This is a genomic window from Larkinella insperata (assembly GCF_026248825.1).
GTDB lineage: Bacteria > Bacteroidota > Bacteroidia > Cytophagales > Spirosomataceae > Larkinella > Larkinella insperata.
Genome location: NZ_CP110973.1, coordinates 1037959 through 1062290, shown reverse-complemented (window position 1 = coordinate 1062290; position 24332 = coordinate 1037959). Strand labels below are relative to the sequence as shown.

The 24332-nt window shown below is 54.2% G+C and carries 18 protein-coding genes; 12 read left to right on the top strand and 6 right to left on the bottom strand.

The window, feature by feature from the left end; translation table 11 throughout:
* The first annotated feature begins 295 nt into the window (after nt 1–295).
* On the top strand, nt 296–748 hold the full coding sequence (locus OQ371_RS04250; RefSeq protein ID WP_265992543.1) for a hypothetical protein: 453 nt from the start codon (nt 296–298) through the stop codon (nt 746–748).
* Nucleotides 749–1083: 335 nt separating this feature from the next.
* Here OQ371_RS04250 and map read toward each other — a convergent pair whose 3' ends face one another.
* The gene (gene map, locus OQ371_RS04245) at nt 1084–1845 is read right to left on the bottom strand and encodes a type I methionyl aminopeptidase (protein WP_265992542.1); all 762 of its coding nucleotides are present in this window, start codon (nt 1843–1845) and stop codon (nt 1084–1086) included.
* A 444-nt stretch (nt 1846–2289) separates the two neighbouring features.
* Here map and OQ371_RS04240 point away from each other — a divergent pair, with 444 nt between their 5' ends.
* From OQ371_RS04240 to OQ371_RS04195, 10 genes are all read left to right on the top strand, one after another.
* Nucleotides 2290–2730: a response regulator gene (locus tag OQ371_RS04240; protein WP_265992541.1), complete on the top strand. Its 441-nt coding sequence runs from the start codon at nt 2290–2292 to the stop codon at nt 2728–2730.
* 105 nt (nt 2731–2835) lie between these two features.
* Nucleotides 2836–3264 carry a response regulator gene (locus OQ371_RS04235; protein WP_265992540.1) on the top strand — a complete coding sequence of 143 codons (429 nt, stop codon included), beginning with the start codon at nt 2836–2838 and terminating at the stop codon, nt 3262–3264.
* A gap of 34 nt (nt 3265–3298) precedes the next feature.
* Nucleotides 3299–3778, top strand: a complete 480-nt coding sequence (locus OQ371_RS04230) for a response regulator (protein ID WP_265992539.1) — start codon at nt 3299–3301, stop codon at nt 3776–3778.
* Nucleotides 3779–3806: 28 nt separating this feature from the next.
* On the top strand, nt 3807–4268 hold the full coding sequence (locus OQ371_RS04225; protein ID WP_265992538.1) for a response regulator: 462 nt from the start codon (nt 3807–3809) through the stop codon (nt 4266–4268).
* Between the two features lie 677 nt (nt 4269–4945).
* Nucleotides 4946–5680 (top strand): RNA polymerase sigma-70 factor, encoded by a 735-nt coding sequence (locus OQ371_RS04220; RefSeq protein ID WP_265992537.1) that lies wholly within the window; start codon nt 4946–4948, stop codon nt 5678–5680.
* Nucleotides 5677–6681, top strand: a complete 1005-nt coding sequence (locus tag OQ371_RS04215) for a FecR family protein (protein WP_265992536.1) — start codon at nt 5677–5679, stop codon at nt 6679–6681. The genes OQ371_RS04220 and OQ371_RS04215 overlap by 4 nt, the downstream gene beginning before the upstream one ends.
* 27 nt (nt 6682–6708) lie before the next feature.
* Nucleotides 6709–10164 (top strand): SusC/RagA family TonB-linked outer membrane protein, encoded by a 3456-nt coding sequence (locus OQ371_RS04210; protein WP_265992535.1) that lies wholly within the window; start codon nt 6709–6711, stop codon nt 10162–10164.
* 19 nt (nt 10165–10183) lie between these two features.
* Nucleotides 10184–11617, top strand: a complete 1434-nt coding sequence (locus OQ371_RS04205; protein WP_265992534.1) for a RagB/SusD family nutrient uptake outer membrane protein — start codon at nt 10184–10186, stop codon at nt 11615–11617.
* Nucleotides 11618–11683: 66 nt separating this feature from the next.
* Entirely contained in the window at nt 11684–12403 is a 720-nt protein-coding gene (locus OQ371_RS04200) for an SGNH/GDSL hydrolase family protein (RefSeq protein WP_265992533.1), read from the top strand.
* A gap of 70 nt (nt 12404–12473) precedes the next feature.
* On the top strand, nt 12474–14135 hold the full coding sequence (locus tag OQ371_RS04195; RefSeq protein WP_265992532.1) for an FAD-dependent oxidoreductase: 1662 nt from the start codon (nt 12474–12476) through the stop codon (nt 14133–14135).
* A gap of 3 nt (nt 14136–14138) precedes the next feature.
* On the opposite strand, the gene OQ371_RS04190 is transcribed toward OQ371_RS04195, so the two are convergent.
* From OQ371_RS04190 to OQ371_RS04175, 4 genes are all read right to left on the bottom strand, one after another.
* Complete coding sequence (locus tag OQ371_RS04190; protein WP_265992531.1) at nt 14139–14843, bottom strand: TolC family protein; 705 nt, start codon at nt 14841–14843, stop codon at nt 14139–14141.
* A gap of 355 nt (nt 14844–15198) precedes the next feature.
* Nucleotides 15199–19119: a PAS domain S-box protein gene (locus tag OQ371_RS04185; RefSeq protein ID WP_265992530.1), complete on the bottom strand. Its 3921-nt coding sequence runs from the start codon at nt 19117–19119 to the stop codon at nt 15199–15201.
* Between the two features lie 273 nt (nt 19120–19392).
* Nucleotides 19393–21051, bottom strand: coding sequence for a carboxylesterase/lipase family protein (locus OQ371_RS04180; protein WP_265992529.1), 1659 nt, complete (start codon nt 21049–21051; stop codon nt 19393–19395).
* 240 nt (nt 21052–21291) lie between these two features.
* Complete coding sequence (locus OQ371_RS04175; protein ID WP_265992528.1) at nt 21292–22608, bottom strand: glycosyltransferase; 1317 nt, start codon at nt 22606–22608, stop codon at nt 21292–21294.
* A 145-nt stretch (nt 22609–22753) separates the two neighbouring features.
* On the opposite strand from OQ371_RS04175, the gene OQ371_RS04170 reads away from it, so the two are divergent.
* Nucleotides 22754–24142, top strand: a complete 1389-nt coding sequence (locus tag OQ371_RS04170; RefSeq protein ID WP_265992527.1) for a sensor histidine kinase — start codon at nt 22754–22756, stop codon at nt 24140–24142.
* A gap of 4 nt (nt 24143–24146) precedes the next feature.
* Here OQ371_RS04170 and OQ371_RS04165 read toward each other — a convergent pair whose 3' ends face one another.
* Entirely contained in the window at nt 24147–24290 is a 144-nt protein-coding gene (locus tag OQ371_RS04165) for a hypothetical protein (protein WP_265992526.1), read from the bottom strand.
* Between the last annotated feature and the right edge of the window lie 42 nt (nt 24291–24332).

Sequence of the window (24332 nt, the reverse complement as noted above, 5' to 3'; positions counted from 1 at the left end):
AAGTCTTGAAGGCACTGATTTACAAACCAGTCGGCGGTGTTCTTTGCAAGCCGCTACCAGGACGATATTGTCGTTTGTTATGGACTGCAATCGATGACAACGTCGACCGGGTTGGTTCGGCTTAATTGGGTAAGTAGGTTTGGCATAAGTTGATTGTTGGCAACAAACGAACTCAACTGCCTGATTTTCTTTATGCAAAAAGATGGCCTTTTCTACTTGACTTTATAAATGCCTTGTTTACTTTGCCGAATAATAAGTTATCTCCGCCAAATAGTAAGTTATCCAAACTAACCCCATGAAGGTAAAAGCGAACAAAATCCGTTTCTTTTCTCCCCAGGAAAACGAGGGGCAAGCCCCCAAAGCAGCCCCCAAAAAATCAACGTTTATTACTACCGTTACGAAAACCGGACGGTTAACTTTTCCCCAAAAACTAATGGAAGGACTCGAGATCGACCCTTCCAAACCCTACTACAAAGTTGGTACGGTCAACCGCCGGAAGGGCGTCAAAGCCTTGTATTTGGTTCCGACCCAGGAAGGCGACCCCGAAGCGTTTGAATTGTCCAAAACCGGTCGGGGCTACTCGATCCAGTTGAAGGGGATCCTGCAAAAGATTGGCCTCGATTTCCAGAATCAGGAGTATTCGTTTACGGTTGAGCCCTATGAATTCGGGGAAGGTGTATCCGGTTTTGAACTAGTGTCCGACCAGGCAACACCTCGCCAAGGTACTGAGGACGACTCCGACGAATAGTGCACAAGGGCCGGAACGGCAAGGCAAACCGTTCCGGCATACTCGAAAGACCCTCAAAGATTACTTCAATCCATCATCATTTACCGCCTACGGCTCTATCCATTTTCAGGAGAAAGAGGCCAACGGCCGCGGCATCTGAGGCAAGTCTTGCGAAGAGTAAAAAAAGTGAAAAATAACAGGGTATCGTTTCACCTGGCACAATAAAGACTCCAAAATACCGTTTATAGGGTATTGCGTCTCATCTGCCCCGCTGGTCAATCCGTCGGGGTTTTTATTTTTCCAGACCCTTCCCACGGATACATCCCGAAAACGAAGACCGGTTGTATTCAATGAGGTTAATTCCAGATTTGATTGGCGGCCGTCAGAATAATGGGTTGCTTGTCCGTCACAACAATGGTGTGCTCATGCTGCACGGCAAAGCTGTCTTTGGCCACCAACGTCCAGCCGTCTCCTTTGTCGTGCGCCATACTGGCTTTGGTTGATAAAAACGTTTCAATGGCTACCACGGAGTTTTTGCGGAAACGGGTTTTGATCGACGGATCGTAATAGCACAGAATTTCACGCGGCTCTTCGTGCAGTCTTCGGCCAATACCGTGTCCGGCCAGATTCTTGACCACCCGGTAACCTGCCCGTTTGGTTTCCGTTTCGATTAAACGACCGATCTCGGCGATCAGCACACCGGCTTTGATGTGATCAATGGCTTTGGCCAGGATTCGTTTGGAAGCTTCTACCAGATCGCTGTGTTGATGGATGTCTTTTCCCAGAACGAAGGAACCCCCGTTGTCGGACCAATACCCATTCCGTTCCGCCGATACATCGATATTGACCAGATCCCCTTCCTTCATCAATCGTTTGGCGGAAGGAATGCCGTGGCAAACCTCATCATTGAGGCTGATGCAGGTCCAGCCCGGGAAGCGGTAGGCAAGTTTGGGTGCCGATCTGGCGCCTTGTTGTTCCAGGAGTTTTCGACCATACTGATCGAGTTCCAGCGTTGACATGCCGGGTTGGGCATACTGCTGCATAAGCCGCAGGGTGGAGCCAACAATCTGGCTGATTTCCTGCATGCCAATAAAGTCTTCCTGAGATTGCAGTGACATTGATTTGTGTTTTTGGTTAGGCTGTAAAACTAAGTAAACACCGATCGGCTCTCAAAAGTCACGCGGCCAACGTGACTTTGTTGGTTTTTAATAAAAACGTTTGTCGGACAAATCGGCCTCTGCGCCCAGGTGAAAGACCAAATCACCGGTAGGTGCTAACTCCTAATCACTTTCCTCCAACTTCCCTCAAAATACCAAGCAGCGCATTTCAACAAAAACAAGTTGCGCAACCGCCCCGGATTTTTGTGAGTAATTTGAGTTTGGTACCCGGTGGGATTCCCGGAATTGCTACAGGTTTTACCTTCCGTTAAAACAACACAAACATTTAGGTTAGTCTCTTCGTTTTGATCAGTGTTTATTGATAGAATCAACCTTTTTGTTTCATTCATCCCAGCCTGGAGCGATGCCAATCGGGGTGATTAACGGCTTTGCTACTTTTGCTCTATGTCCTATTCTAATATCAAGAGTCCCATCATTTATATTGAGGATGACGAAGACGATCAACTGCTGATTCAATCCGCCAGCAAGGACCTGAAACTGACGCATGAAATTCTGTTTTTCAGCCGGGGTGATCAGGCGCTTGCTTATCTGCAGACCACACCCGACAAACCGCTGCTAGTCCTCTGCGATGTAAATCTACCTGGTATGAGCGGTCTGGAACTCAGGCAATTAATTGATGCCGACATGGAACTTCGGCAAAAAGCCATCCCCTTCATCTTTTTTAGCACCGAGGCCAGTGACGCCCAGATCAACCAGGCTTACAATAGCCCCATCCAGGGGTTCTTTATCAAAACCAGTGGTTATGAAGCTTTAAAAAGCCAACTGGAATTGGTGGTTCGCTACTGGCAAACGTGCGCGCATCCTAACCAAGTTGTTAGTAAATAATCTCGATCCGGAGCCAATATGGTGAGTTGAATACCCGAAAAATTTGCCCTAACTTCGGGCGAAAAGGCTGGTTGAGCACCTTTCAACATCGTCTTTGACAAATTGATGAATAAACTTTTCAACATTCTGGTGATCGATGATGATGAGGATGATCAGTTCTTGATCCAGTCGGCTTTTCTGGCCGATCGCGAGCGTTACCAGTTCCGGTTTGCTACCAACGGCTCCAACGTACTGGAAAACATTGATAAATCCGAACGCTTGCCAGATCTGATTTTTCTGGATTTGAACATGCCCATTATCAATGGTTTTGAAGTGCTCAGAAATATCAAAAATTCGTCTCTATACCGTCATATTCCCGTCATCATCCTGTCGACATCAGACGACGAACAGGACGTAAACCGTTGCTATGAGTTGGGGGCCAATACATTTATGGTCAAACCTTCTTCCCACCAGGACTTAATGGAATTAGCAAACCTGGTGCGGATGTACTGGTTCTCGCTGGCCCGTATTCCAACCTCACGTATGAATGATTGAATAAAACCCGCCCGCAAAGCGGGCCTTTACACGAATGACAACGAACATGCCCTTGAACGAAGCAGCGGAGTTTTCCATTCTTTTGGTCGACGATGATCTTCAGATTGTTGACCTGCTGAACCAGGCCGCCCGTCATGAATTTCCCCAATGCCAGTTTATTCACCGGGCGACGGTGGAAGAAGCCATTACCTACCTGGATACCATAACCGGCTGGGGACCTCGCCTGGCGCTGCTGGACATTGATCTGAAGACCGACAAGACCGGTCTGGATTTGCTGACCTGGATTCGCGGGCACGAAAAATACCGTCTTTTGCCCGTGGTGGTTCTGTCCGTAATTCACGAGGAAGAAACGGTGCGCAAAGCCTACGCCCGAGGAGCTAATATTTTTACCAATAAGCCTTTCTCATACGAGGAATGGAAAGCCTACGTTCGCTATCTGCGCACATATTGGTTTACGACGGCCAGCACGCCCAAGCTCTGGTTTGATAAACCGACCTCGGCGCTAACGGATTGATTAAACTGGACGTAACGAGGAGGAGTCAATGAGTATTCAATATTCCATTCTGCTGGTGGACGATGATCCTTTAATTGCCGACGTATTGATCCGGGCATCCCAGCAAGTTTTTCCGGAAGCGGAATTTACCTACCTGAGCAGTTTTGATCAGGCCGTGGCTCATTTCGATTCCCTGAATGGACCCGGCCCCCGTCTGATTCTGCTGGATCTGGACCTGCAAAGTGAGCATGGCGGGATGGATTTTTTAAAATTGATGCGTAACCATCCGCAGGGCCGGTATTTGCCAATCGTCATCCTGTCGGCTAGCCGCGATCCTAAAAAGATGGAAGAAGCCTACCGCCAGGGGGCAACGGCTTTCACGGTGAAACCGTTCTCCTACCAGGACTGGAAGTCGTATGCCAGCCAGTTGCAGAATTACTGGTTCGGGATGGCCAGCCTGCCCGTCATCTGGTTTGGCGATCAGACAAAAGCGAGTCGGATGAACCCGTAAGCAGCCGCCGGTTTTCTAGCAAGACACAATGACGACCAGCAAAAAGGGATCGGTTTGTGATCCACCACGTAAACATCCCTGAAGTTCAAATAAAAAGTCCGAATCCCAGCACGCGTATTGGGATTCGGACGGTCATAACGTTGAGTGGAAAGTACTTGATCTATCGTTAGGCTACAGTACTGTAGCGAACACCTGAAGTTGAAGTTACTTCCTTAGAGGCTGAAATTGTGCCATTTTTGGTGAATTTTATAAGTTATTGAATTTCAGTTGTATAATTCAGTGGTGGGTAACGAATAAAGAGAAAGATGTGGAGTTTTGTCACCACTTGTGCGGCTGGATTTAAACAACACATCCACAGATCGATCCGGTTCGTTGCAAGCCCTCCTATACTTAAAGAAATAGCCGTTGTTCGACCTCCCACCTCTTCAAACGGCAGTCCCAACCGCAAGCAACCGGGCGCCGGGCTAAATGGGAGTCCACTGGCCTCTCCGCTACCCCTTTATTTTTCATTGAAGTCTTTGTTCGGGCACCATGCGGCTGTCTTGAGTCCCCGTCAAAAAAGAGTTGATTTTCGACTTCGGTATTATTTCCAGATGGAATTGTGAAAATTTATTGGCGGGGGCAAGGGTATTCGCGGGAAAAACACTCTTTAAGGAAAAGACTGTTCGCAAACCCTCATGAATCGTTCGGCCAACCCGGAAAATGCCCTCCACCTTTCCCGCCTTCCCGGCAGACCCGTTCATCCGGAAGGGGAAGAGCCGGCAGGAAAAATCCCCATCCCTACGGATTCGGAACTGTTTATCCGCAAAGCGTTTGAAGAAAATCCCGAAACGGGCTATCAACTCCTGTTCAAACGGTATTACCATCCCCTGTGCAGCCACGCAGTCCGGTTTGTGTATTCCCGGGAAGTGGCGGAGGATCTGGTGGTCGATATTTTTGCGCAGTTCTGGCAAAAGCAGTTGCATCGGGCCGTAACGACTTCATACCGGGCCTACCTGTTTACATCCGTCCGGCATGCGGCTTTTGCGCACCTGCGCTCCGAATTGGGCCACGAAGCCATCACCGACGATCGGCTGGAACCCGACACGGTCAACACCCCTCAGCAATTGCTGCAATACAGCGAATTAGCCCTAAAAATTGAAGAAATTATCCGCTCCCTGCCGCCCCAGAGCCAGAAGGTCTTTATGATGAGCCGGTTTGAAGGCAAAAAGAACGGCATGATTGCCCAGGAATTACAACTTTCCATCAAAACTGTAGAGGGGCACATCACGAAAGTCCTGACCATTTTACGTCGGGTTTTGCAGGAATACGGGTTATTGTCTGCGCTGGCGGGCGTCAGTTTCTGGGTACTTGAGCGGGGATTAACACTACTTTTTCAACTCCTACCGTCAGCGATCTTTCTCAACGTATGAAACCCACTTTATCCAAGCAGACGATTGTCAATGTCTTCGAAGGGAAAGCTTCGCCATTGCAGAAAAGTCTGGTGCAGGAATGGCTGGAAGTGCCGGAAAACCAGGAGCTTTACTTTCAGTGGCTGGAAGAATGGGAACGGGACAATCCGCAGTTCTTCCCCGATCAGGAAACCGCTTACCGCAAATCGTTGCAACAGCGCCAGAACCCCGCTACACCTTTTTTGGATGAAGCGGCTGAGGGAAAGCGAGTTAGATCCGGACGATATATCTGGCGACTGGCGGCTTCCGTGTTGTTGCTGCTGAGCAGCGGAACGGCTTTATTTTTCAAGGACGAATTGCTTTACCGGCACTACGAAACTTCCTACGGCGAGATCCGCACGTTTACCCTTCCGGACGAAAGCCGGGTGGTTTTGAATGCGAACACAACCCTGAAAATACCGCGTTTTGACCTAAGCCAGACCGATCGTCGGGCCTGGCTGTCCGGGGAAGCGGAATTTTCGGTAAAACATACAAAAGACCACCGGCGGTTTGTGGTGTCCACGCCCGACAACCTGGAAGTTCAGGTGCTGGGTACGGAGTTTATTGTCTACAGCCGCAACCGGGGCAGCAAGGTGGTTCTCAACAAAGGCAAGGTGCAGATTCGCTTGAAAGACCAGACGGCGCCCCCGCTGGTAATCAGGCCGGGCGACGTTGTCAATCTTTCCCGGCAGGGCCGGTTAACGCTCCGCCACCAACAGCCGGTCAGTCAGCACGGCGCCTGGAAAGATCACCGGTTTATCTTTAATAACACGACCATGTCGGAAGTAGCCAGCCAGCTCACCGAACGGTTTGGCGTGCGGTTTGTCATTCGGGACAGCACCCTGGCCCGGCGCACCCTGGGCGGCACCTTTAAAGCCCGGACGCCCGACGAAATTCTGCCCATTTTGTGCGACATGCTCAACCTGGAGGTGCGGCACGGGCCGGACGCCCCGGATACCTACGAGCTTATTTCTCTCCCATAACCCGCTTTCACCCTTGTTTTATTCCCTATGATTAAACCCTTACAGTTACCCGTTTTGGTGGCCGGAATCGCCTGGGGGCTGTCAATACCTGGCCCCTCGTCGGCACAATTGCTGGCGCACCATCCCTCGTCGCAGCGAACGGTGGAGAAACAGCAACCCCGGACGTTGAGCCTGCGGGAAGCACTGATGGAGCTTAAAAAGCAGCACCGCATTGATCTTCTTTTTGAGGAAAAATTGCTGGAAGGGCTCAGCATACCCGCCGATCAGTTGAACACGAAAGGCTCGCTCGAACGCAGTCTGCTCAGGCTTTTACAACCCGTCGGCTTGCGGTATAAAAAAGTCAGCCGGGATGCCTACGTTATTTTTCCCGCAAAAAGTGGCCTGAAAACCGGCTCCGACGAGTCTTCATCGATCTCGTCGCCCACGGGCCGTCTGGAGCTGCCTGCCCTCACGCCCCTGCAAAGTCTGAACAGCTTTGCGCAGCAGGCCGTCGATAAAACCATTACCGGCACCGTCACCAGCGAAACCGGTGAAGGGTTGCCGGGCGTTAGCGTGGTGATTCAGGGAACGACGAGGGGCACCACGACGGATGCGCAGGGAAGCTACCGGATCGTCGTCCCGACCGACGAAACAACGCTGATTTTCAGTTTTGTGGGCTATGTGAGTCAGGAGCAGATTGTTAAAGCTCGTTCCCTCATCAATGTCCAGCTGGTACCTGATACCAAATCGCTGAACGAAGTGGTGGTGGTGGGGTATGGTCAGGTAAAAAAGAGCGACCTGACCGGGGCCGTCGCCAGTGTGCCGGTGGAGGAGCTGCGCAAGGTGGCCGTTACGTCGCTCGATCAGGCGCTCCAGGGCCGGGCCGCGGGGGTTCAGATCACGCAGAACTCCGGCGCACCGGGCGGGAGCACGAGCATTCGGATCCGGGGCGGCAACTCGATTCAGGGCGACAATGAGCCGCTTTACGTGATTGACGGGATTCCGTTCAAAAATGACGGCGCTGGGAGCGGGTCGAGTTTCAACGTGCTGAGTACGCTGAATCCGAGCGATATCGAGTCCATTTCGGTCCTGAAAGACGCTTCTTCGACGGCCATCTACGGATCGCGGGGGGCCAACGGTGTGGTGATCATCACGACCAAACGCGGGAAAGCGGGCAAATCGACCATCAGCCTGGAAACATACTACGGTGTTCAGAACGTCCGCCGGAAGTACCCGGTCCTGAACGCCCGGGAGTATGCTCAGTTTGTCAACGAAGCCAACACCAACGAGGGACGACCGGCCGTGTACACCCCGGCCCAGATTGAAGCGTTTGGCGAAGGAACCGACTGGCAGGACGAAATCTTCCGGCAGGCTCCGATGCAGAACTACCAGCTTTCCATCAGCGGGGGCGACGAAAAAACGCAGTATTCCATCAGCGGGGGGTATTTCAAGCAAAACGGTATTGTCGTCAACTCCGACTTTGACCGTTACTCGCTGCGGGTTAACCTGGACCGGAAGCTGACCAATAAACTAAAAATCGGCAACAGCCTGACCGTCAACCGGACCTTGACCAACCAGTCGCGGACGGACGGTGATCTGGGCAGTGCGGGGCAGGTAACGATGGCGGCCCTGCAATTTCCGCCCATTCTGCCCGTGCGTACCGCCAGTGGAGCCTACCTGATTACCGACCCCGCCCTGACCTTCACGGCCGACAACCCGGTGGCGCTGGCCCGGGACAGCAAAAACCGCAATACGGCCTACCGGATTTTTGGAAATGTGTTTGGGGAGTACCAGATCATTCAGGGGCTGGACCTGCGCATTTCGCTCGGCATTGACGGGGTGTTGCAAAAGCAGGATGCCTACCTGCCCCGCTCCGTGTCCAGCGGGTTGGCGCAGGGCGGAAGTGCTTCTATCTACAACTCACAGGCCCTGACCTGGCTGAACGAAAACCTGCTGACCTACACCCGCGCTTTCGGGACAGACCACAACCTGACGGCCCTGCTGGGCTTTACGCAGCAGGCCAACCGAACCGAAACCAGCCGCGCCCAGGCCCGCAACTTCGTCAACGATAACCTCGGGTCCAGCAACCTGGCGTCGGGGTCGGTGCCGCTGACGCCCGAATCCGGGATTGGCACCTGGGGGCTGCAATCCTATCTGGCGCGGGTCAACTACGGGTATAAAGACCGCTATCTGCTGACGGCTTCGTTCCGGGCCGACGGTTCCTCGCGCTTCGGTTCCAACAACCGCTACGGCTACTTCCCCTCGGCGGCCCTGGCCTGGCGGATTTCGGAAGAGTCGTTTATGAAAGGCGTCAGGGTCCTGAGCGATTTAAAACTCCGGGCTACCTATGGCCTGACGGGAAACCAAGATGGCATTGGTAACTATCCGGCGTACTCGCTGCTCGGCACGCAGAATTACGTTTTCGGCGGTACGGTTTCAACCGGTCTGGGGCCAAACCAGATTGCCAACCCGGATTTGTCGTGGGAAACCACCACGCAGGCCGACATTGGGGTTGACGTAGGCCTTCTGAACGACCGCATTACGCTGACCGCCGACGCGTACCTCAAACGCACCCGCGACCTGCTGCTGAACGTGACCGTGCCGAGCACGTCGGGGTATGCGAGTGCCATTAAAAACCTGGGAAAAGTACAGAACAAAGGCATTGAACTGAGCGTGTCTTCGCGCAACATCGACGGCGCGTTTCGCTGGAATACCGACGTTAATTTTGCCCTCAACCGCAACAAAGTACTCGACATTGGCGGAGTCTCCCAGATCTTTGCGGGCAGCGTGGCCAACATCGGCCAGAACCTGAACTCGGGGATCATCCGGGTCGGGGAGCCGCTGGGGTCATTTTACGGCTACACCACGAATGGGCTCTACCAGACGACCGACGAACTGGCTGCCCTGAGCGACCCCCAGGCCCGGAAACCCGGCGACCGCAAATACCTGGACCTGAACGGTGACCGGAAAATTGACGACAACGACCGCGCCATCATCGGCCGGGCGCAACCCAAGTTCATCGGTGGAATCAGCAACACGTTTGCTTACAAAGGGTTTGAACTGACCGCCTTTTTTCAGGGCGTTTACGGCAACGACATCCTGAACGCCAACCGGTTTGAACTGGAATACCTGAACGGTACCAACAACCAGAACCGCGACATGCTCAACCGCTGGACGCCGACCAACACCAATACCGATATTCCGCGCGCTTCGACGGTGCGGCCGGCCAACCGGATTTCGACCCGGCAGATTGAAGATGGCTCATACCTCCGCCTGAAAAACCTGCAACTGGCCTACAACCTGCCCAACCCGGTGCTGCAAAGCCTGAAAATTCAGTCGGTACGGGTGTATGTGACGGCGCAGAATTTCCTGACCTGGACCCGATACTCCGGGTTTGATCCGGAAGTAAACCGTTTCGGACAGGATAGCCGCAGCCAGGGCTTCGACTACGCCAGCTACCCGGCCGCCAAGACGCTGCTTTTTGGTTTAAACGTTGGCTTCTAAATCTTTACCGCGTATTTCGATGAAAAAGAATATTCCCTTATTCCTCCTGCTTCTGGGGCTCCTGTCGGCCTGCGAAGTGCTGGACCAGCGTCCCGAATCCAATTTTTCGCCAACCAATTTTTACAAAAACGCCGACGATGCCAAAGCCGCCGTCAGCTCGGTGTATGATCCGCTGAACACCCAGAACCTGTACGGTCAGGTGATGTGGATTATTCAGGATCAGGCCACCGACGATGCCGAGTGGGGCAACGGGCGGTCGACGGCCAACCAGCCTAAAAATGACCTTGATAAATACACTTTCACCCCCGCGACCAGCACGTTTCAATCGCTGTGGTCGGCCGTCTATGCCGCCATCAACCGGGCGAACACGGTTCTGACGCGCGTACCGGCGATTGATATGGACAGCGAGTTGAAAAACCGTTATCTGGCCGAAGCCAAATTCATGCGGGGTTTTTACTACTTCACGCTGGTGCGGCTGTTTGGGGGCGTTCCGTTGATCACGACGGAAACCACTTCCCTCAATAACCTGAGCGTGTCCCGGGCGTCGGTGGACGAGGTCTATGCGCAAATTATTCAGGATCTTACCGAAGCCGAAAGCGTATTGCCGGTTTCGTACACCACTGCCGACCGGGGCCGGGCCACTCGGGGAGCCGCCAAAGCGTTTCTGGCGAAAGTCTACCTGACCCGCCAGGAGTGGGGTAAAGCGTCGGCCAAAGCTAAGGAAGTGATCGACCTGGGCACTTACGACCTGTGGGCAAACTTTGCCGATGCCTTCGTGATTGCAAACAAAAACGGCAAAGAAGCCGTCTTCGAGATGCAGGCGCTCAGTGGCGGTTTTGGCGAAGGAAGCTGGATGCAGGGGTACATGCGGCCCAACTTTGACCGCGTTAACGGGGTGGCGGGTTTTGGTGATGATCCCCCGACCGAAAACCTGTACCGCACGTACCGGCCCGATGACAAACGCCGGGATGTTACCCTGCGGCTCTACTCGGCAACCGGAACCCCCGCAGCCCCGGCCAGCGTCCTGTTCCCCTGCTACGTTAACAAGTACCTGGACCCCACGGCAACCGGCAACGGCGACGGCGGAAACAATTACCCCATCATCCGGTATCCCGATGTGCTGCTGATGTACGCCGAAGCCCTCAACGAGCAGACGCCCAACAACGCCGACGCCTACGCGGTCGTTAATCGGATCCGGAACCGGGCGGGTTTACCCAATCTGACGCCCAACCTGAGCCAGGCTCAATTCCGAGACAGTTTGCTGCTGGAACGGCGGCTGGAACTGGCTTTTGAAGGACACCGCTGGTACGATCTGACCCGCACTAAACGGCTGGTTGCCGCCCTGAAAGCACAGAATCCTGGCATTGCCGTGGGCGAACACCATTACCTGTTCCCGATTCCGCAAACCGAGCGGGATGTTAACCCGCTGTTGACGCAGAATCGGGGATACTGATACGCTGATTGTTTCCTGCCAGCAAGCCAGATGCCTTATCCGGCTTGCTGCTAACGTTTATTCTCTATGCAACGCCGAACGTTTCTGCAACACGCCCTCGTGGCCGCCCCGCTGGTCGGGCAGCCGGATTTGATGACTAATTCCTTTCCGTCGCAGGATTTGGTGACGGTTATTAACGCTGGTGTGGGTGGGAACAACACGGTTGACCTGCTGGCGCGGATGGAAAAAGATTGTCTGGCGCACCGGCCGGAGCTGACCATCCTGATGGTGGGCACCAACGATATGAACAGCAAAAAGCACGTGCCGCTGCCCGAGTACGAAAAGAGCCTTCGGCAGATTGTGTCGGCTCTGCGGGCGGCTCGGAGCCAGGTGATGCTGATGACCATTTTGCCGGTTTACGAACCGTATCTGATGACCCGGCACGATCCGGCGTTTTACCAGCCGGAAGGCCATGCCGCCCGAAAGGTGCGGGTCAATGAAACCATCCGGAACGTTGCGGCCGATCACAAGCTGCCCCTGCTTGATATGCACCATATTTTCGAGAAAGTTGGCAACATTGGACTGGAGGCCAGCAGTTTGATCAAAAACGAAGCCAACAGCCAGAAAACGGACGGTATTCATCCGACGCCCGAGGGGTACCGGACGATGGCCGTCGCGGTCCATACCTTTCTAACCCAGAACCAGCTCCTGAAAAATCGGATCGTTTGTTTTGGCGACAGCATCACGATTGGCGACGGCAATGGCAAAAATTACCCGGCTTACCTGCAACAATTGACCAGCCCATAAAGACAGCTCACCCTGACCCCGGTAAGTTTACGGAACCAGTTGCTTTTATGTATTGACTCCTATTTCCACGATGAAAACACGATCCGCCCTAACCCTATTGGCTGGCCTGCTGGCCACCTTCGCCAGTTTTACCCCATCCAAACAAAAGCCCCTGGCCGTGCGAAAAGCCGATGTCATCATCTACGGCGGCACCTCGGCGGCCGTCACGGCCGCCGTCCAGGTCAAAAAGATGGGCAAAACCGTTATCATTGTCTCGCCCGACAAGCACCTGGGCGGGCTGTCTTCCGGGGGGCTGGGCTTCACCGACACCGGCAATAAGGAAGTGATCGGCGGACTGGCCCGCCAGTTCTACCAGCGGCTCTACCAGCACTACCAGAAACCCGACTCCTGGACATGGCAAAAACGCGAAGAGTACGGCAACAAGGGCCAGGGGACCCCCGCCCTCGACGGCTCCAACCGCACCATGTGGATCTTTGAGCCCCATGCCGCCGAGCAGGTGTTCGAAGACTTTGTCCAGGAATACAAGCTGACGGTTTACCGCAACGAATGGCTCGATCGCTCCCCCAACGGCATCACCAAGAAAGACGGCAAGATTCAGTCCTTCCGCACCCTGAGCGGAACGGTTTATCAGGGCGCCATGTTCATCGACGCCACCTACGAGGGCGATCTGATGGCCGCTGCCGGCGTGAGCTACCACGTGGGCCGGGAAGCCAATCAGGTGTATGGGGAAACCTGGAACGGCGTGCAGACGGAGGTCTTTCAGCACGGCCACTATTTCAAAGCCAACGTGAGTCCCTACAACGTGCCGGGCGATCCCCAAAGTGGCTTGTTGCCCGAAGTGTCGGCGGACCCCCCCGGTGCGAAAGGCGCGGGCGACCACAAAATTCAGGCCTACTGCTTCCGGCTGTGCCTGAGCAACCACCCCGACAACCGCGTGCCCTTCCCCAAACCGGAGGGCTACGATCCGGCCCGCTATGAGCTGCTGGCGCGGGTGTTCGACGCGGGCTGGCGGGAGACCTTCCAGAAGTTTGACCCCATTCCCAACCGCAAAACCGACACCAACAACCACGGCCCCTTCAGCTCGGACTACATCGGCAAGAATTACGACTACCCCGAGGCCAGTTACGAACGCCGGAAGCAGATCATCCAGGACCACGAACGCTACCAGAAAGGGCTTTTGTACTTCATGGCCAACGACCCGCGGATGCCCAAGGAGGTGCAGGAGAAAGTGAAAGAATGGGGGCTGGCCAGGGATGAATTTACCGATAACGGCAACTGGCCCCATCAGCTCTACATCCGGGAAGCCCGGCGGATGAAAGGTGTGTTTGTGATGAAGGAAGCCGATGCGTTGGGCAAAACGGTGGTCCCTGATCCGGTGGGGATGGGGTCGTATGCGCTGGATGCGCACAATTCGCAGCGGTACGTCAAGTCGGATGGGTTTGTGCAGAACGAGGGGGATATTGGGGTACATCCGGATAAACCGTATTCGATTGCCTACGGTTCGATTCTGCCCAAGGAGGAGGAGTGCGGCAATTTGCTGGTACCGGTATGCGTGTCGAGTTCGCACATTGCCTACGGCTCGATTCGCATGGAGCCGGTGTTCATGATCCTGGGTCAATCGGCGGCCACGGCAGCGGTTTTAGCGCTCAACAGCAAGATTTCCCCGCAGCGGCTGCCGTATCAGAAGCTGAAAGAGGCATTGCTCAACGACAAGCAGCGCCTGACATTGTAACGGCTACGGACGCCATCCTCCGCCCAGCGACCGGTAGAGATTGACGACCGATTGCAGCCGCTGTAATCGGTCGTTTACGCTGCCTAATTCGGCCTGGAGCAGGCTCTGGCGCGCCGTTATCACTTCCGTGTAGTTGGCAAAACCGTTGCGCAGCAATTCCTGGGAGTACTCGACGGACCTACGAAGGGCCACCATCTGATTGGAACGGATGCGCATTTTTTCGAGCGCCCGTTCGTGCAGGGACAAGGCATCCGATACTTCCTGTCCGGCCACCAGCAACGTATTCTGAAAGTTCAGGGCGGCTTCCTGTTGCTGGGCGCGAGCCACGGCCAGGCGGGTTCGGTTGAGCCGCTGGTTGAAAATGGGTTGCGCCAGACCGATGCCAATGCTGGCGGCATTGGAAATCGGATTGAACAGGCTCACGAACGAAAGCGACGAATAGCCCGCCGAGCCGGAAATGGTCAAAGCCGGATAAAAATAAGCCCGGGCAACGTTCGTTAGCTCGAAGTAATACCGGTAGTTCTGGTCGTCCTGCTGCACGTCGGGGCGGTTGGCCAGCAACTGGGCGGGAGGGCGGCATCGCTCCAGGAATACCGTTGCCTTGCCCGATCGAAGGATTCGATAAACGGCACCTGGTTCGGCCATTCGGCCAATACCGTTGCCCCGATCGCAGCCGATGTACTCCGCACGTTCTAATTCATTTTTCATAGCGCCTAATGAACGGGTATCGATGAACTTGAACCGTGACCCTTTACGTAGGGCAATGAAAGGGAGGGGAAAGTGAGGCAGTGGCTCCGGTTCCTGTTAGGTTCTGTGTTCTTAACCGATGAATACGCAGCCAGTACGGTTATTTTCTGATTAACAAGGAGTTATTTGGAAGGGTAGGGCAGCTTCTAGCCATTCTATCAAGGTTTCTGGCTCTTTTCTGGGACGGGGAACTGGCCGCTTTCAGGCCCGTGACCAGGTGGAGTGAGTAATAAAAAAGCCGACTGGGGATGCGCACGGGCGATCATCCCCCGGTCATTAAATTGGGGCTTCAGGGAGACGGGGCTGCCTGCGGGGACTAACAGGATTGGGCTTTTTTTACTTCCGTAAGGAGCGAAAAAACCAGTTCAATTTCAGCCTGAATGCGGTCGACCAGCTCGTGAACGGCTTCGGGTTCCGTTATTTCCAGTATTTCCAGCGTGTGACCCAGTTGACCCAGGTGGTTCATACCGGCGTTTAGGGACATTCCCTTGAGTTTGTGCCCGGCGGCTTTCAAACCGTTGAGGTCCCATTCTTTCGTCCGCTGGATCAGGTCGGAGGAGGAGTTGGTCAGCTCCATTTCAAGAGCTTCAATTAGCTCGCGCATAAAGTCGAGATCGTCCTCCGTCAGCATTTTCAGCACCTGAAAGTCAAAGTGATCCGCAGGGTCGACGGGCAGGCTGGAGGCCGGGGTGACGTCTTCCGCCGGGCTGAGCCATTTGTGGAAGATGCCAAACAGCGTCTGTTCGATGATGGGTTTTGTGATAACATCATCCATGCCGACGGCCCGGCACCGTTCCATTTCCTCCTTGACGGTTGTTGCCGTCAGGGCAATGATGGGTACATGGCCCTCCGACTCCAGTTGCCGGATGCGCTGGGTGGCTTCGTAGCCATTCATCACCGGCATCTGAATATCCATCAGAATCAGGTCGGGGCGCTCCTGAGCATAGGCTTCAATGGCTTCCAGGCCATTGTTGGCAATTCGGAGTATGGAATTCGGGGCAATCCGGGTGACGATTGTCTTGGCCAGCAATTGATTCACTTTGTTATCTTCCACCAGCAGGACGTTCACCGCTGCCGTCTGGAGCGGAAACGGCTCGTCGGCAACGACGGTATCCTTGTGCGGGTGGGTGTGCGTCAGACTGGATACGGCCTGGTACAACTCCGTCATTTTCACGGGTTTCAGCAACCGCTGGCTGATCGCCAGGGATTCACAGGCTTTGATAATCCGGTGGTCATCCGAAGAGCTATGAAGCAAAATGACGGACTGGTTTTTGGGGAATGAGGGAAAATGGGCCCGCATTTTCTCCACCGTTTCCAGGCCATCCATGTAGGGCATGTGGTAGTCCATCAGAATAACGTCGTAATCATCGTGCTGGCCGAGTTTCTGAAGGGCTTCAAATCCGTTGTGGGCTTCTTCGACCTGAATGCTTTTCAGACCGAACATCTGACGCAGAATCAGGCGGTTGTTTTCGTTATCATCGACAATCAATACTTTTTTGATGAGGCTCAGATCCCGACCCGGTAGCGGATCGCCCACCTCTGATTCAAGCCAGATGTCGAAGAAAAACCGGCTTCCTTGTCCGGGAGCGCTGCTGAGCTCCAGTCGACTGCCCATCATGCCCAGCAATTTGTTGGAAATGGTAAGGCCCAAGCCGGTTCCGCCGTATTTTTTGGTGGTCGAAATATCTTCCTGAGAAAAGGCTTCAAAAATACGCGCCTGCATCTCCGGTTTGATGCCAATGCCGGTGTCTCTTACCTCAAACCGGTAGAGGATGGAACGCTGCGCGAGGTCACTCAGCGGACTGACTTTGAGTTCGATTTCGCCTTCTTCGGTGAATTTAACGGCGTTGCTCAGCAGATTGACCAGCACCTGCTTGAGCCGCACGGAATCAACCTGAATAAACCGGGGCAGGTTGGCAGGCAGATTCAGCAGCATTTCAAGCCCTTTCTGCTGAGCCTGGTAGGTAATAATGTCGGCCGACTGGCCGCACATCTCGTAGAGGTCGGCTTTCTCAATAGCCAGTTCGAGCTTACCGGCTTCAATTTTCGAAAAGTCCAGAATATCGTTGATGATGTTCAGGAGGGCGTTGGCAGATTGATTGACCAGCGTCAAATACTGCAACTGCGTTTCGTTGAGCGAGGTCTTGAGAACCAGGTCGGTAAACCCGATTACACCGTTCAAAGGGGTTCGAATTTCGTGGCTCATGTTGGCCAGAAATTCCGACTTGGCAATGCTGGCCTGCTCGGCGAGTTGCTTGGCTTTTTTCAACTCCTGCTTTTGCAAACTGGCTTCCGTAATATCCTGGGTAAACATCATGATGCCCCCGATGGTCCCGTCATACTGGTACCAGGGCCTCACTTCCCAGCGCAGACATTGTTCCTGCTCCCAGCCGTAAGGCTTCCCCCACTCTTCAGCATTTGATTCAACGGCACCCTGCACGCAACGGGCATACGTAGCTTTCCACTTTTCGGTTGTGTTTGGAAAAACATCATAGTGCGACATTCCCAGCACGCTGCCCGGTAGCCGGTAATCTTCCATCCAGCGTCGGCTGACGGCGATATACTGCATCTCCCGGTCGAACATGGCCACCGCAGCGGGGGCGTGTTCAACAAAAGCGGCTAGTCTGGATTTTTCGTTGAGCAGCGTCTGCTCAGCAATTTTTTTCTCGTTAATATCCTGAAAAGTACCATACAGACGGCGGCATACGCCTTCTTCGAACTCCGGCGTACCGATGGCGCGCACCCAGATTGGCCGCCCGGTCGCCGTGACGATCTGCAACTCGATATCGTAGGTTTCGCCGTGCTGGACCGCCCGATTCAGGCATTCCTGGATCTGATCCTGGTGGACGCCCTTGAAGAAGTTAATGGCTTCCTTTAGGTTGGGAACATAGTCGCTGGGGAGTTCGTGTATGGCTTTGGTAACCGGCGACCAGTAAACCGTGTTTTGGAGCAGGTCAACATCCCAGGTGCCGATGCGAGCCACCTCGTTGGTTTGTTCCAGCATCTGCTTCGTCCACTTCAAATCGGCTTCCAGCTGATGCCGGTCGGTAATATCGATGGCATTGCTGATAACGTACGTCGAGCCGTTGGAGTCCGTTTCGAGAATGTTGTTAAACAGATAAGTCCGTATTGAACCGCCCCGGTGAAGAACATGAACGTGTCCGCTGGCTTTTCCGGTTTGCGGAATGGATTTTAAGTATGATTCCAGCTCTGTCTGCTGAACCGGTGGTACAATTGAACGCAAGGAGCGACCGATCAGCTCCTGAGGTTCGTAGCCCAACGCCTGAGCGCCGGCCTTATTGATGTTCAACAGGGTTCCTGCCAGATCATGAATGCTCATGCAGCCCTGCGAATTCTCAAAGAACGAGCGAAACCGGTTTTCGGAATGAAAAAGCCGGACTTCGTTTCTCTTTTCCTCGGTTACATCCCGGCCAATGGCGAAGCGGGAGCCCGCACCGGGCTCCGGGCTTATAACCCATTGAATGTGCCGGTAGTCGCCGTCCTGGCACTGGATGCGGTGCGCAAAAGTAACGGTCGGTTCGCCCAGTGCTAGCCGATTCAGCTCCTGCCGGGTCGGTTCCCGGTCGTCCGGGTGAACCAACGCCAGAAACGAAGTCTGAAGCACGTCGCTGTTGGTCCAGCCCAATACGTTGTGAAAAGCGGGGTTTAACCGCTGGAAGAAACCGTCTGCACTGACGATACAAATCAAATCGGCAGACATGGCGAACAGATTCTCCAGGTAGTGCAGCTCCTGCTTTTGCCGGTGTTCCACAATCAGTTTGGTCGCCATTTCGCCCAGCATCTGCAACGCTTTTTGCTGGTCTGGAGTTAGCTTTCTGGGCGTATGATCCATTACGCAAAGGGCGCCCAGGGCGTAACCGTCGGCATCAATGAGGGGAAAGCCGGCATAAAACCGCAGGTGAGGAGCTTCGGTAACAAACGGATTTTCCTGAAAGCGCCGATCCTGCGTAGTATCTTCTACTTCCAGAATGGTATCATCTAAAATGGTGTAGTTGCAGAATGCCAGATCCCGGCTGGTTTCAGAAACGTCTATTCCAACCCGCGATTTAAACCACTGCCGTTGCTGGTCCAGCAGCGAAACCAACGAGATAGGAGTCTGGCAAATCATCGAAGCCAGTTGCGTAAGGTGATCAAAATCCTGCTCCGGTAACGTGTCCAGAATCTGGTAACGATGGAGGGCTCTTAACCGCTCGGTTTCATTTGGAGGAAAAGGCATCGACTTTGTTGAATAACCGTTGAGTATAGAATAACTACCAAAAAAGGTACCAACTTTGCCGTTTTGCCTTGCCTCTACTCGTGTTTTTTGGACCTAACTATCACTTTTGAGTCTTTCGTAGCGTAAAAACAGGAGTTGAGTGCACGCTCGTGCTTGCGACGGAGCCCATCCGTAACGGGAAGCAAGAGCAAAAAATCACCCCGGTAAGCACAAAAAATCTGCTTACCGGGGTGATTATACGGTTTGCCTATTTTCGGCCAGGCAGGCTGGAAATTAAGCCAGGGTTTTTCGGGCTTCGCGGTCCGGATCGTTAACCAGCATGGGAGCATCATCCAGCACCATCGTCTCGCCGTTCTGAACGGTATACGGTTTCCAGTTTGGTAGACCACCGCCGTTTGGATTGCCGGTTTTGACAAAATTCAAGAAAGATTTCGCCATCTTCTCCGACAAGGCCCGGGGCCGTTTTCCTCCTCCCGTATGGGTCAGCATCAGGTCCGTGTTGTAAAACCAGAAACAGATATCATCGCAGTGGAACGCCCGCATCCGGCCATCGAACAGGGGCGGCTGCCAGCCAAACCAGGCCACATAAACCGGGGCTTTTTGCTGCGATACCTTTGCATTGGCGGTTGCAATGGCATTCTTGCGGTTGGAAACGACCAGCGCCCAAATCTCGATGGGGCGCGCCTTCGGGAAGTTTTTGGCGTACGCATCCACAATTTCGCCCGTCTTGTCGCCAAACCGGGGTTTAATTCGTTCCTTCACGTCCGCCAGCGAGATGCTTTCCAACGCGGCATCGGTCCGGCTGGGGCTTTGCTCGTGAAACGTCGAGCAGATGAGCAGGGGAATGTCGGCCGAGAAGTGATCGGCGTCTTTAAAAAACGGGTCGGCGTTCAGGGCTACGCCGTCGGCAACCGGTGCGTAGCCCCCGCGCTGGAGATTGAGCCGTTTGGCTTCGTCGGCCATTTTTTCAACGGCCCGGTTGGCAATATCGATGTAGTCCCGCCAGGGAATCTGCTGAAGTTTGTCGATTTCGCCGGGTTTCAGGCCCGCTTCTTCTACTACTTTGAGCCCTAATTTTTCGGCATACTCTTTATTGACGCCGGCAAGCGAGCTGCCGCTCAGGGCAACGGCCTTGTGGAACAACCCCTTCGCCGACGGCATGTTCATCAGCGTCGTTACCTTGGCCCCACCGCCCGACTGACCAATGATGGTGACGTTGTTGGGGTCTCCGCCAAAGTTGGCAATGTTGTTTTTAACCCATTCGAGGGCGGCCACCATGTCCAGATTTCCCACGTTACCGGAGGCCGGATGCCCCCCGGCGGCTTTCAGGTGCGTATAGCCCAGTGCACCCAGCCGGTGGTTGAGGGAGCAGAAAACAACGTTGCCGAGCCGGGCCAGGTTTTCGCCGTGATAGCCGTCCTGTTCAATGCCGTTGCCGTTAACGAACCCGCCCCCGTGCAGCCAGACGACGACCGGCCGTTTCTGGGCATCCAGGGCGGGCGTCCACACGTTCAGTTTCAGGCAATCTTCCGACACGTCATCGTAGTTCCAGTGGTCCACAAACGACGCGTACGGATTGGCATACCGTTTTTCCATGATCTGGGGCGCTGAATTGCCCCACCACAGGGCCGGACGAACCTCGGTCCACGGGGCGGGTTTCTGCGGGGGCATAAACCGGTTTTTCCCCGAAGTATCGGCCCCGTACGGAATCCCTAAAAATTGATGAATCCCCCGGAGGATAAAGCCCCGTACTTTTCCGTACTCGGTATTGGCAATGGCAATGTTGTCGCCCACGAACAGAACCTGCTCGTCTCCAGTGGGTTTGACGGCTTTATGTGCGTGTGAAGGGGCCGCAGTGGATTCCTGCGACAAGCCCATACCGGCCACGCTCACGCCCAGTGACTGTAAGAAATTTCGTCTTGAAGGTTTCATCGTAGAATACGCATTAAGGGTTGAAGAAAAGTAGCCACCATTGGTCGGCAAATAGCACTTCGTATGCTTTACCGGAAATATATAATGCAAAAAGTTATTTAAAAAGTACTTACGTCTGGGTTTATGGCAACGCAAACGCCCGCCCGAACTGGACATTCCGTTCGTGGTGCTGTGCGTTTCAAAACCCGGTACCTAAGAAGCTGATAAAGAATGGGCTACTTTTCTTCGCGGGCCTGCTGGTTAAAGGCTGACCAGTGTGCCGGTCTTTTCGGTCATCAGGGCGTTGATGTAGCCCACGGCCAACGCATTGGCCTGGTACTGTCCGAGTTCCTGGCTCAGTTGCTGCGCCCGTTGCCGGTACGTGTCATTGGTGAGGATCTGGGCCACCGCCCGTTGGATCTGCACCGGTTTGGGGGTTTCGGTTTTGAGGTTTATGCCCACCTGGTTGAACTGGACCCGGTCGGCAATGTCTTCCTTGCCCTCGTAAATCCCGGCGACCACGATAGGTAACCTGTGTTTAAGGGCCAGCATCACGCCCCCGTAGCCCCCGTTGGTGACGTAGACGTTTGCGTAAGGCATGACGGCGTCGTAGTCAATGAAATCTTCGATCAGGAAATGAGGCTGTGGGTAACGCTCCCGCAATGCTTCGGTGTCTGATCCGCCCGTTGTGGCGATAACCATCGTGTCGGGGTCATTTTTATAGGCTTCCAGGGTCGGTACAAGGATTTTTTCTACGTTGCGCTCGAATGTTCCCTGCGTGACTAGCACTACGTGTTTGTAAGCGAGGGTGCGTTCGGCCTGCATAAACGGCGCTTTCCTACCCGACCGATGCGGCATCAGGGGCCCCACAAACCGAACGTTGGGGCTAAGCTGCCGGTGCGGATAGTCGAAACCCGGTACCCCGCTTTGCAGGTACAGATGGGCGTTCCGGAATACCGATTCAAACATAAAACCCGACTCGGGCGGCAGGCCAGCCTGGTGGCGTAGTTTATTGTAGAGCACGTTGCAGGGCTTCATCATCACCCGGAAGGTTAGATAAAGCTTTGCCTGTTTCGCCTGGCGGATCAGCCAACGTTTGAGCGGAGCCTGATGCGGATTGTCGGAAGGGGGATTGGATTCGCTTTCAAACAAGGGCAATACCCCCACGGCCACACCTTTAATGGCCAGCAACTCCTGCACAAACAAGGCTCCCAGGCAGGCCAGGTCGTAAATAATCAGGTCGAAAGGCCACTCGGCATGAATGGCCAGGAGGTCATCCACGTAACCCGGGATCGGATTCAGAAACGTTTGTTTGACGTCGAACCGGGCACGACTGATGGGGTTTCGGATGGTCTTGCGCTCCGGAAACAGTTCATCCATGTTCGTCTGGTTGATCACAGGAGCCTTTACGGTGGGGTAGTGGGGCAGTCCGAGGGCCTGGACGCGTTCGCCGTAATGGCCGCCCACATACCAGCGGACATCGTGGCCAAGTTGCTTCAGGTGAACGGCCAGGCCGGTCAGGGGACTAAAGTGACCGTCGAACGGGACGGTTGCAAAAAGGATGCGGTGAGGGTTCATGTGCAGCTGTTGTTAACTGGTTGATTCTACGGCCGAAGTTGCTGGTATGTCCCTGGTTTCCCAACCTTTTTTGCCATGAACCGTAAAAAGCGACAGGTAAAGCAACTTTTTCCTATTTTCGTTGAACTTCAATTTATTGCGCTATATGCACCTGACTTTACCAGCTTACGACCAATGGATTTTGCTGTTCGTTGGGGCCACAATGGTGATCATGGCGGCTAACCTGATTCAGTGGATAATTCGCCGGGAACGAATCTATGCGCTCTACAGTCTTTATATTTTTCTGTGGGTTATTTCATTTGGTACAGATGCCCTGCATTTGGAACCGGCCGTGATGGCGTTTGTCCGGACGGTCCCACCCTTCCTGTTCTCGGCGCTCCACCTGGAGTTGGCCCTAACCTTTATGGACTTAAACGGCCACCCTCGTCTGCTGCGCTGGTACCGCATCATGCAGAAAGCCTGGCTGGTCTTGGCCCTGCCTGAAACGTATTTCAATCTGTTTTCGTCGTTTTGGCAAACCGGCTGGCACGCCATTCTGCTTGATATGGAACGGGGGCTTGTGATGACTGCTACGAACCTGACCATCCTCTACACCTTTCTGATCTACCTGAAGCGCACCGATGTGTTAGCCCGGTTCTTTTTTGTCGGGACTCTGGCGATATGGCTTGGTCAGGTTTTCTCTACAATCATGCTGAACAGGTACATTGACCAGGGGCTTGAGGTCGTTCTTCGCTTACCCTTGCCCAAGCATCCTGCTTTCATTATGCAAGTGGGTATCCTGCTCGATCTGGTCTGTGTATCGCTGGGGTTGTCGTACCGGCAACGGCAGCAGACTCTCCGGCAGGTAATGGCTGAACAGGAACTGGCCCGCGAACGGGAGCAGTACCTGCGTCGGCAACTGGAAGCCGATCTGACGGTTCAACGGCTCAAACAGCAGTTTACTGAGGCCCAGATGCGGGCACTGCAAAGTCAGGTAAACCCGCATTTTTTGTTTAATTCGCTCAACACGCTCTCCGCCCTGATCGAAGAAAATCCCCAGCAGGCCACTGATTACGTCGATGAGCTGTCGAGCGTTTATCGGTACCTGCTGCGGGCGGGTGATTCGGAACTGACTTCATTAAGCGTAGAGCTAACGTTTATTCAGTCCTACTTTCATTTGCTTAAAACCCGGTATGGACGGAGCGTCTGCCCGGAAATTGCCGTAGCCGACGCGTTACAGGATGCACTCATTCCGCCCCTCACGCTGCAACTGCTGGTTGAAAATGCCGTGAAGCACAACCGGGCGTTGCTTGAAGAACCGCTGACGATCCGGATTTGTACGACCGAAACCGGGCACTTGCTGGTCGAAAACAACATCCAGCGCCGGGCCGTGCGGGTCGAATCCAACGGCGTGGGGCTGTCGAACATCACCGACAAATACCGGCTCCTGAACCATCCGGCTCCCCGCATCGAAGAAGCGGGTGGCTGGTTCCGGGTTACGTTACCCCTGGTACAAACAGCCCCAATTCGCATTCAGGAAGCCATCGTAAAGTAGTCGCTCAATCAGCAATACTGAATCCCATTGCGCTGACTCCGGCGGGCGTCAGGACCGAAGCGGGCGACCATAAATTGCGTCGATGGCTGTTATACCCCATCAGGCTGCGGTCTCCGGCGTGTGGCGTATAGGCAAGTTCGTGCAGCACCTGGGGCGGAGTCTGCCCTACCGCCGGCCCGGTTCACCGGCG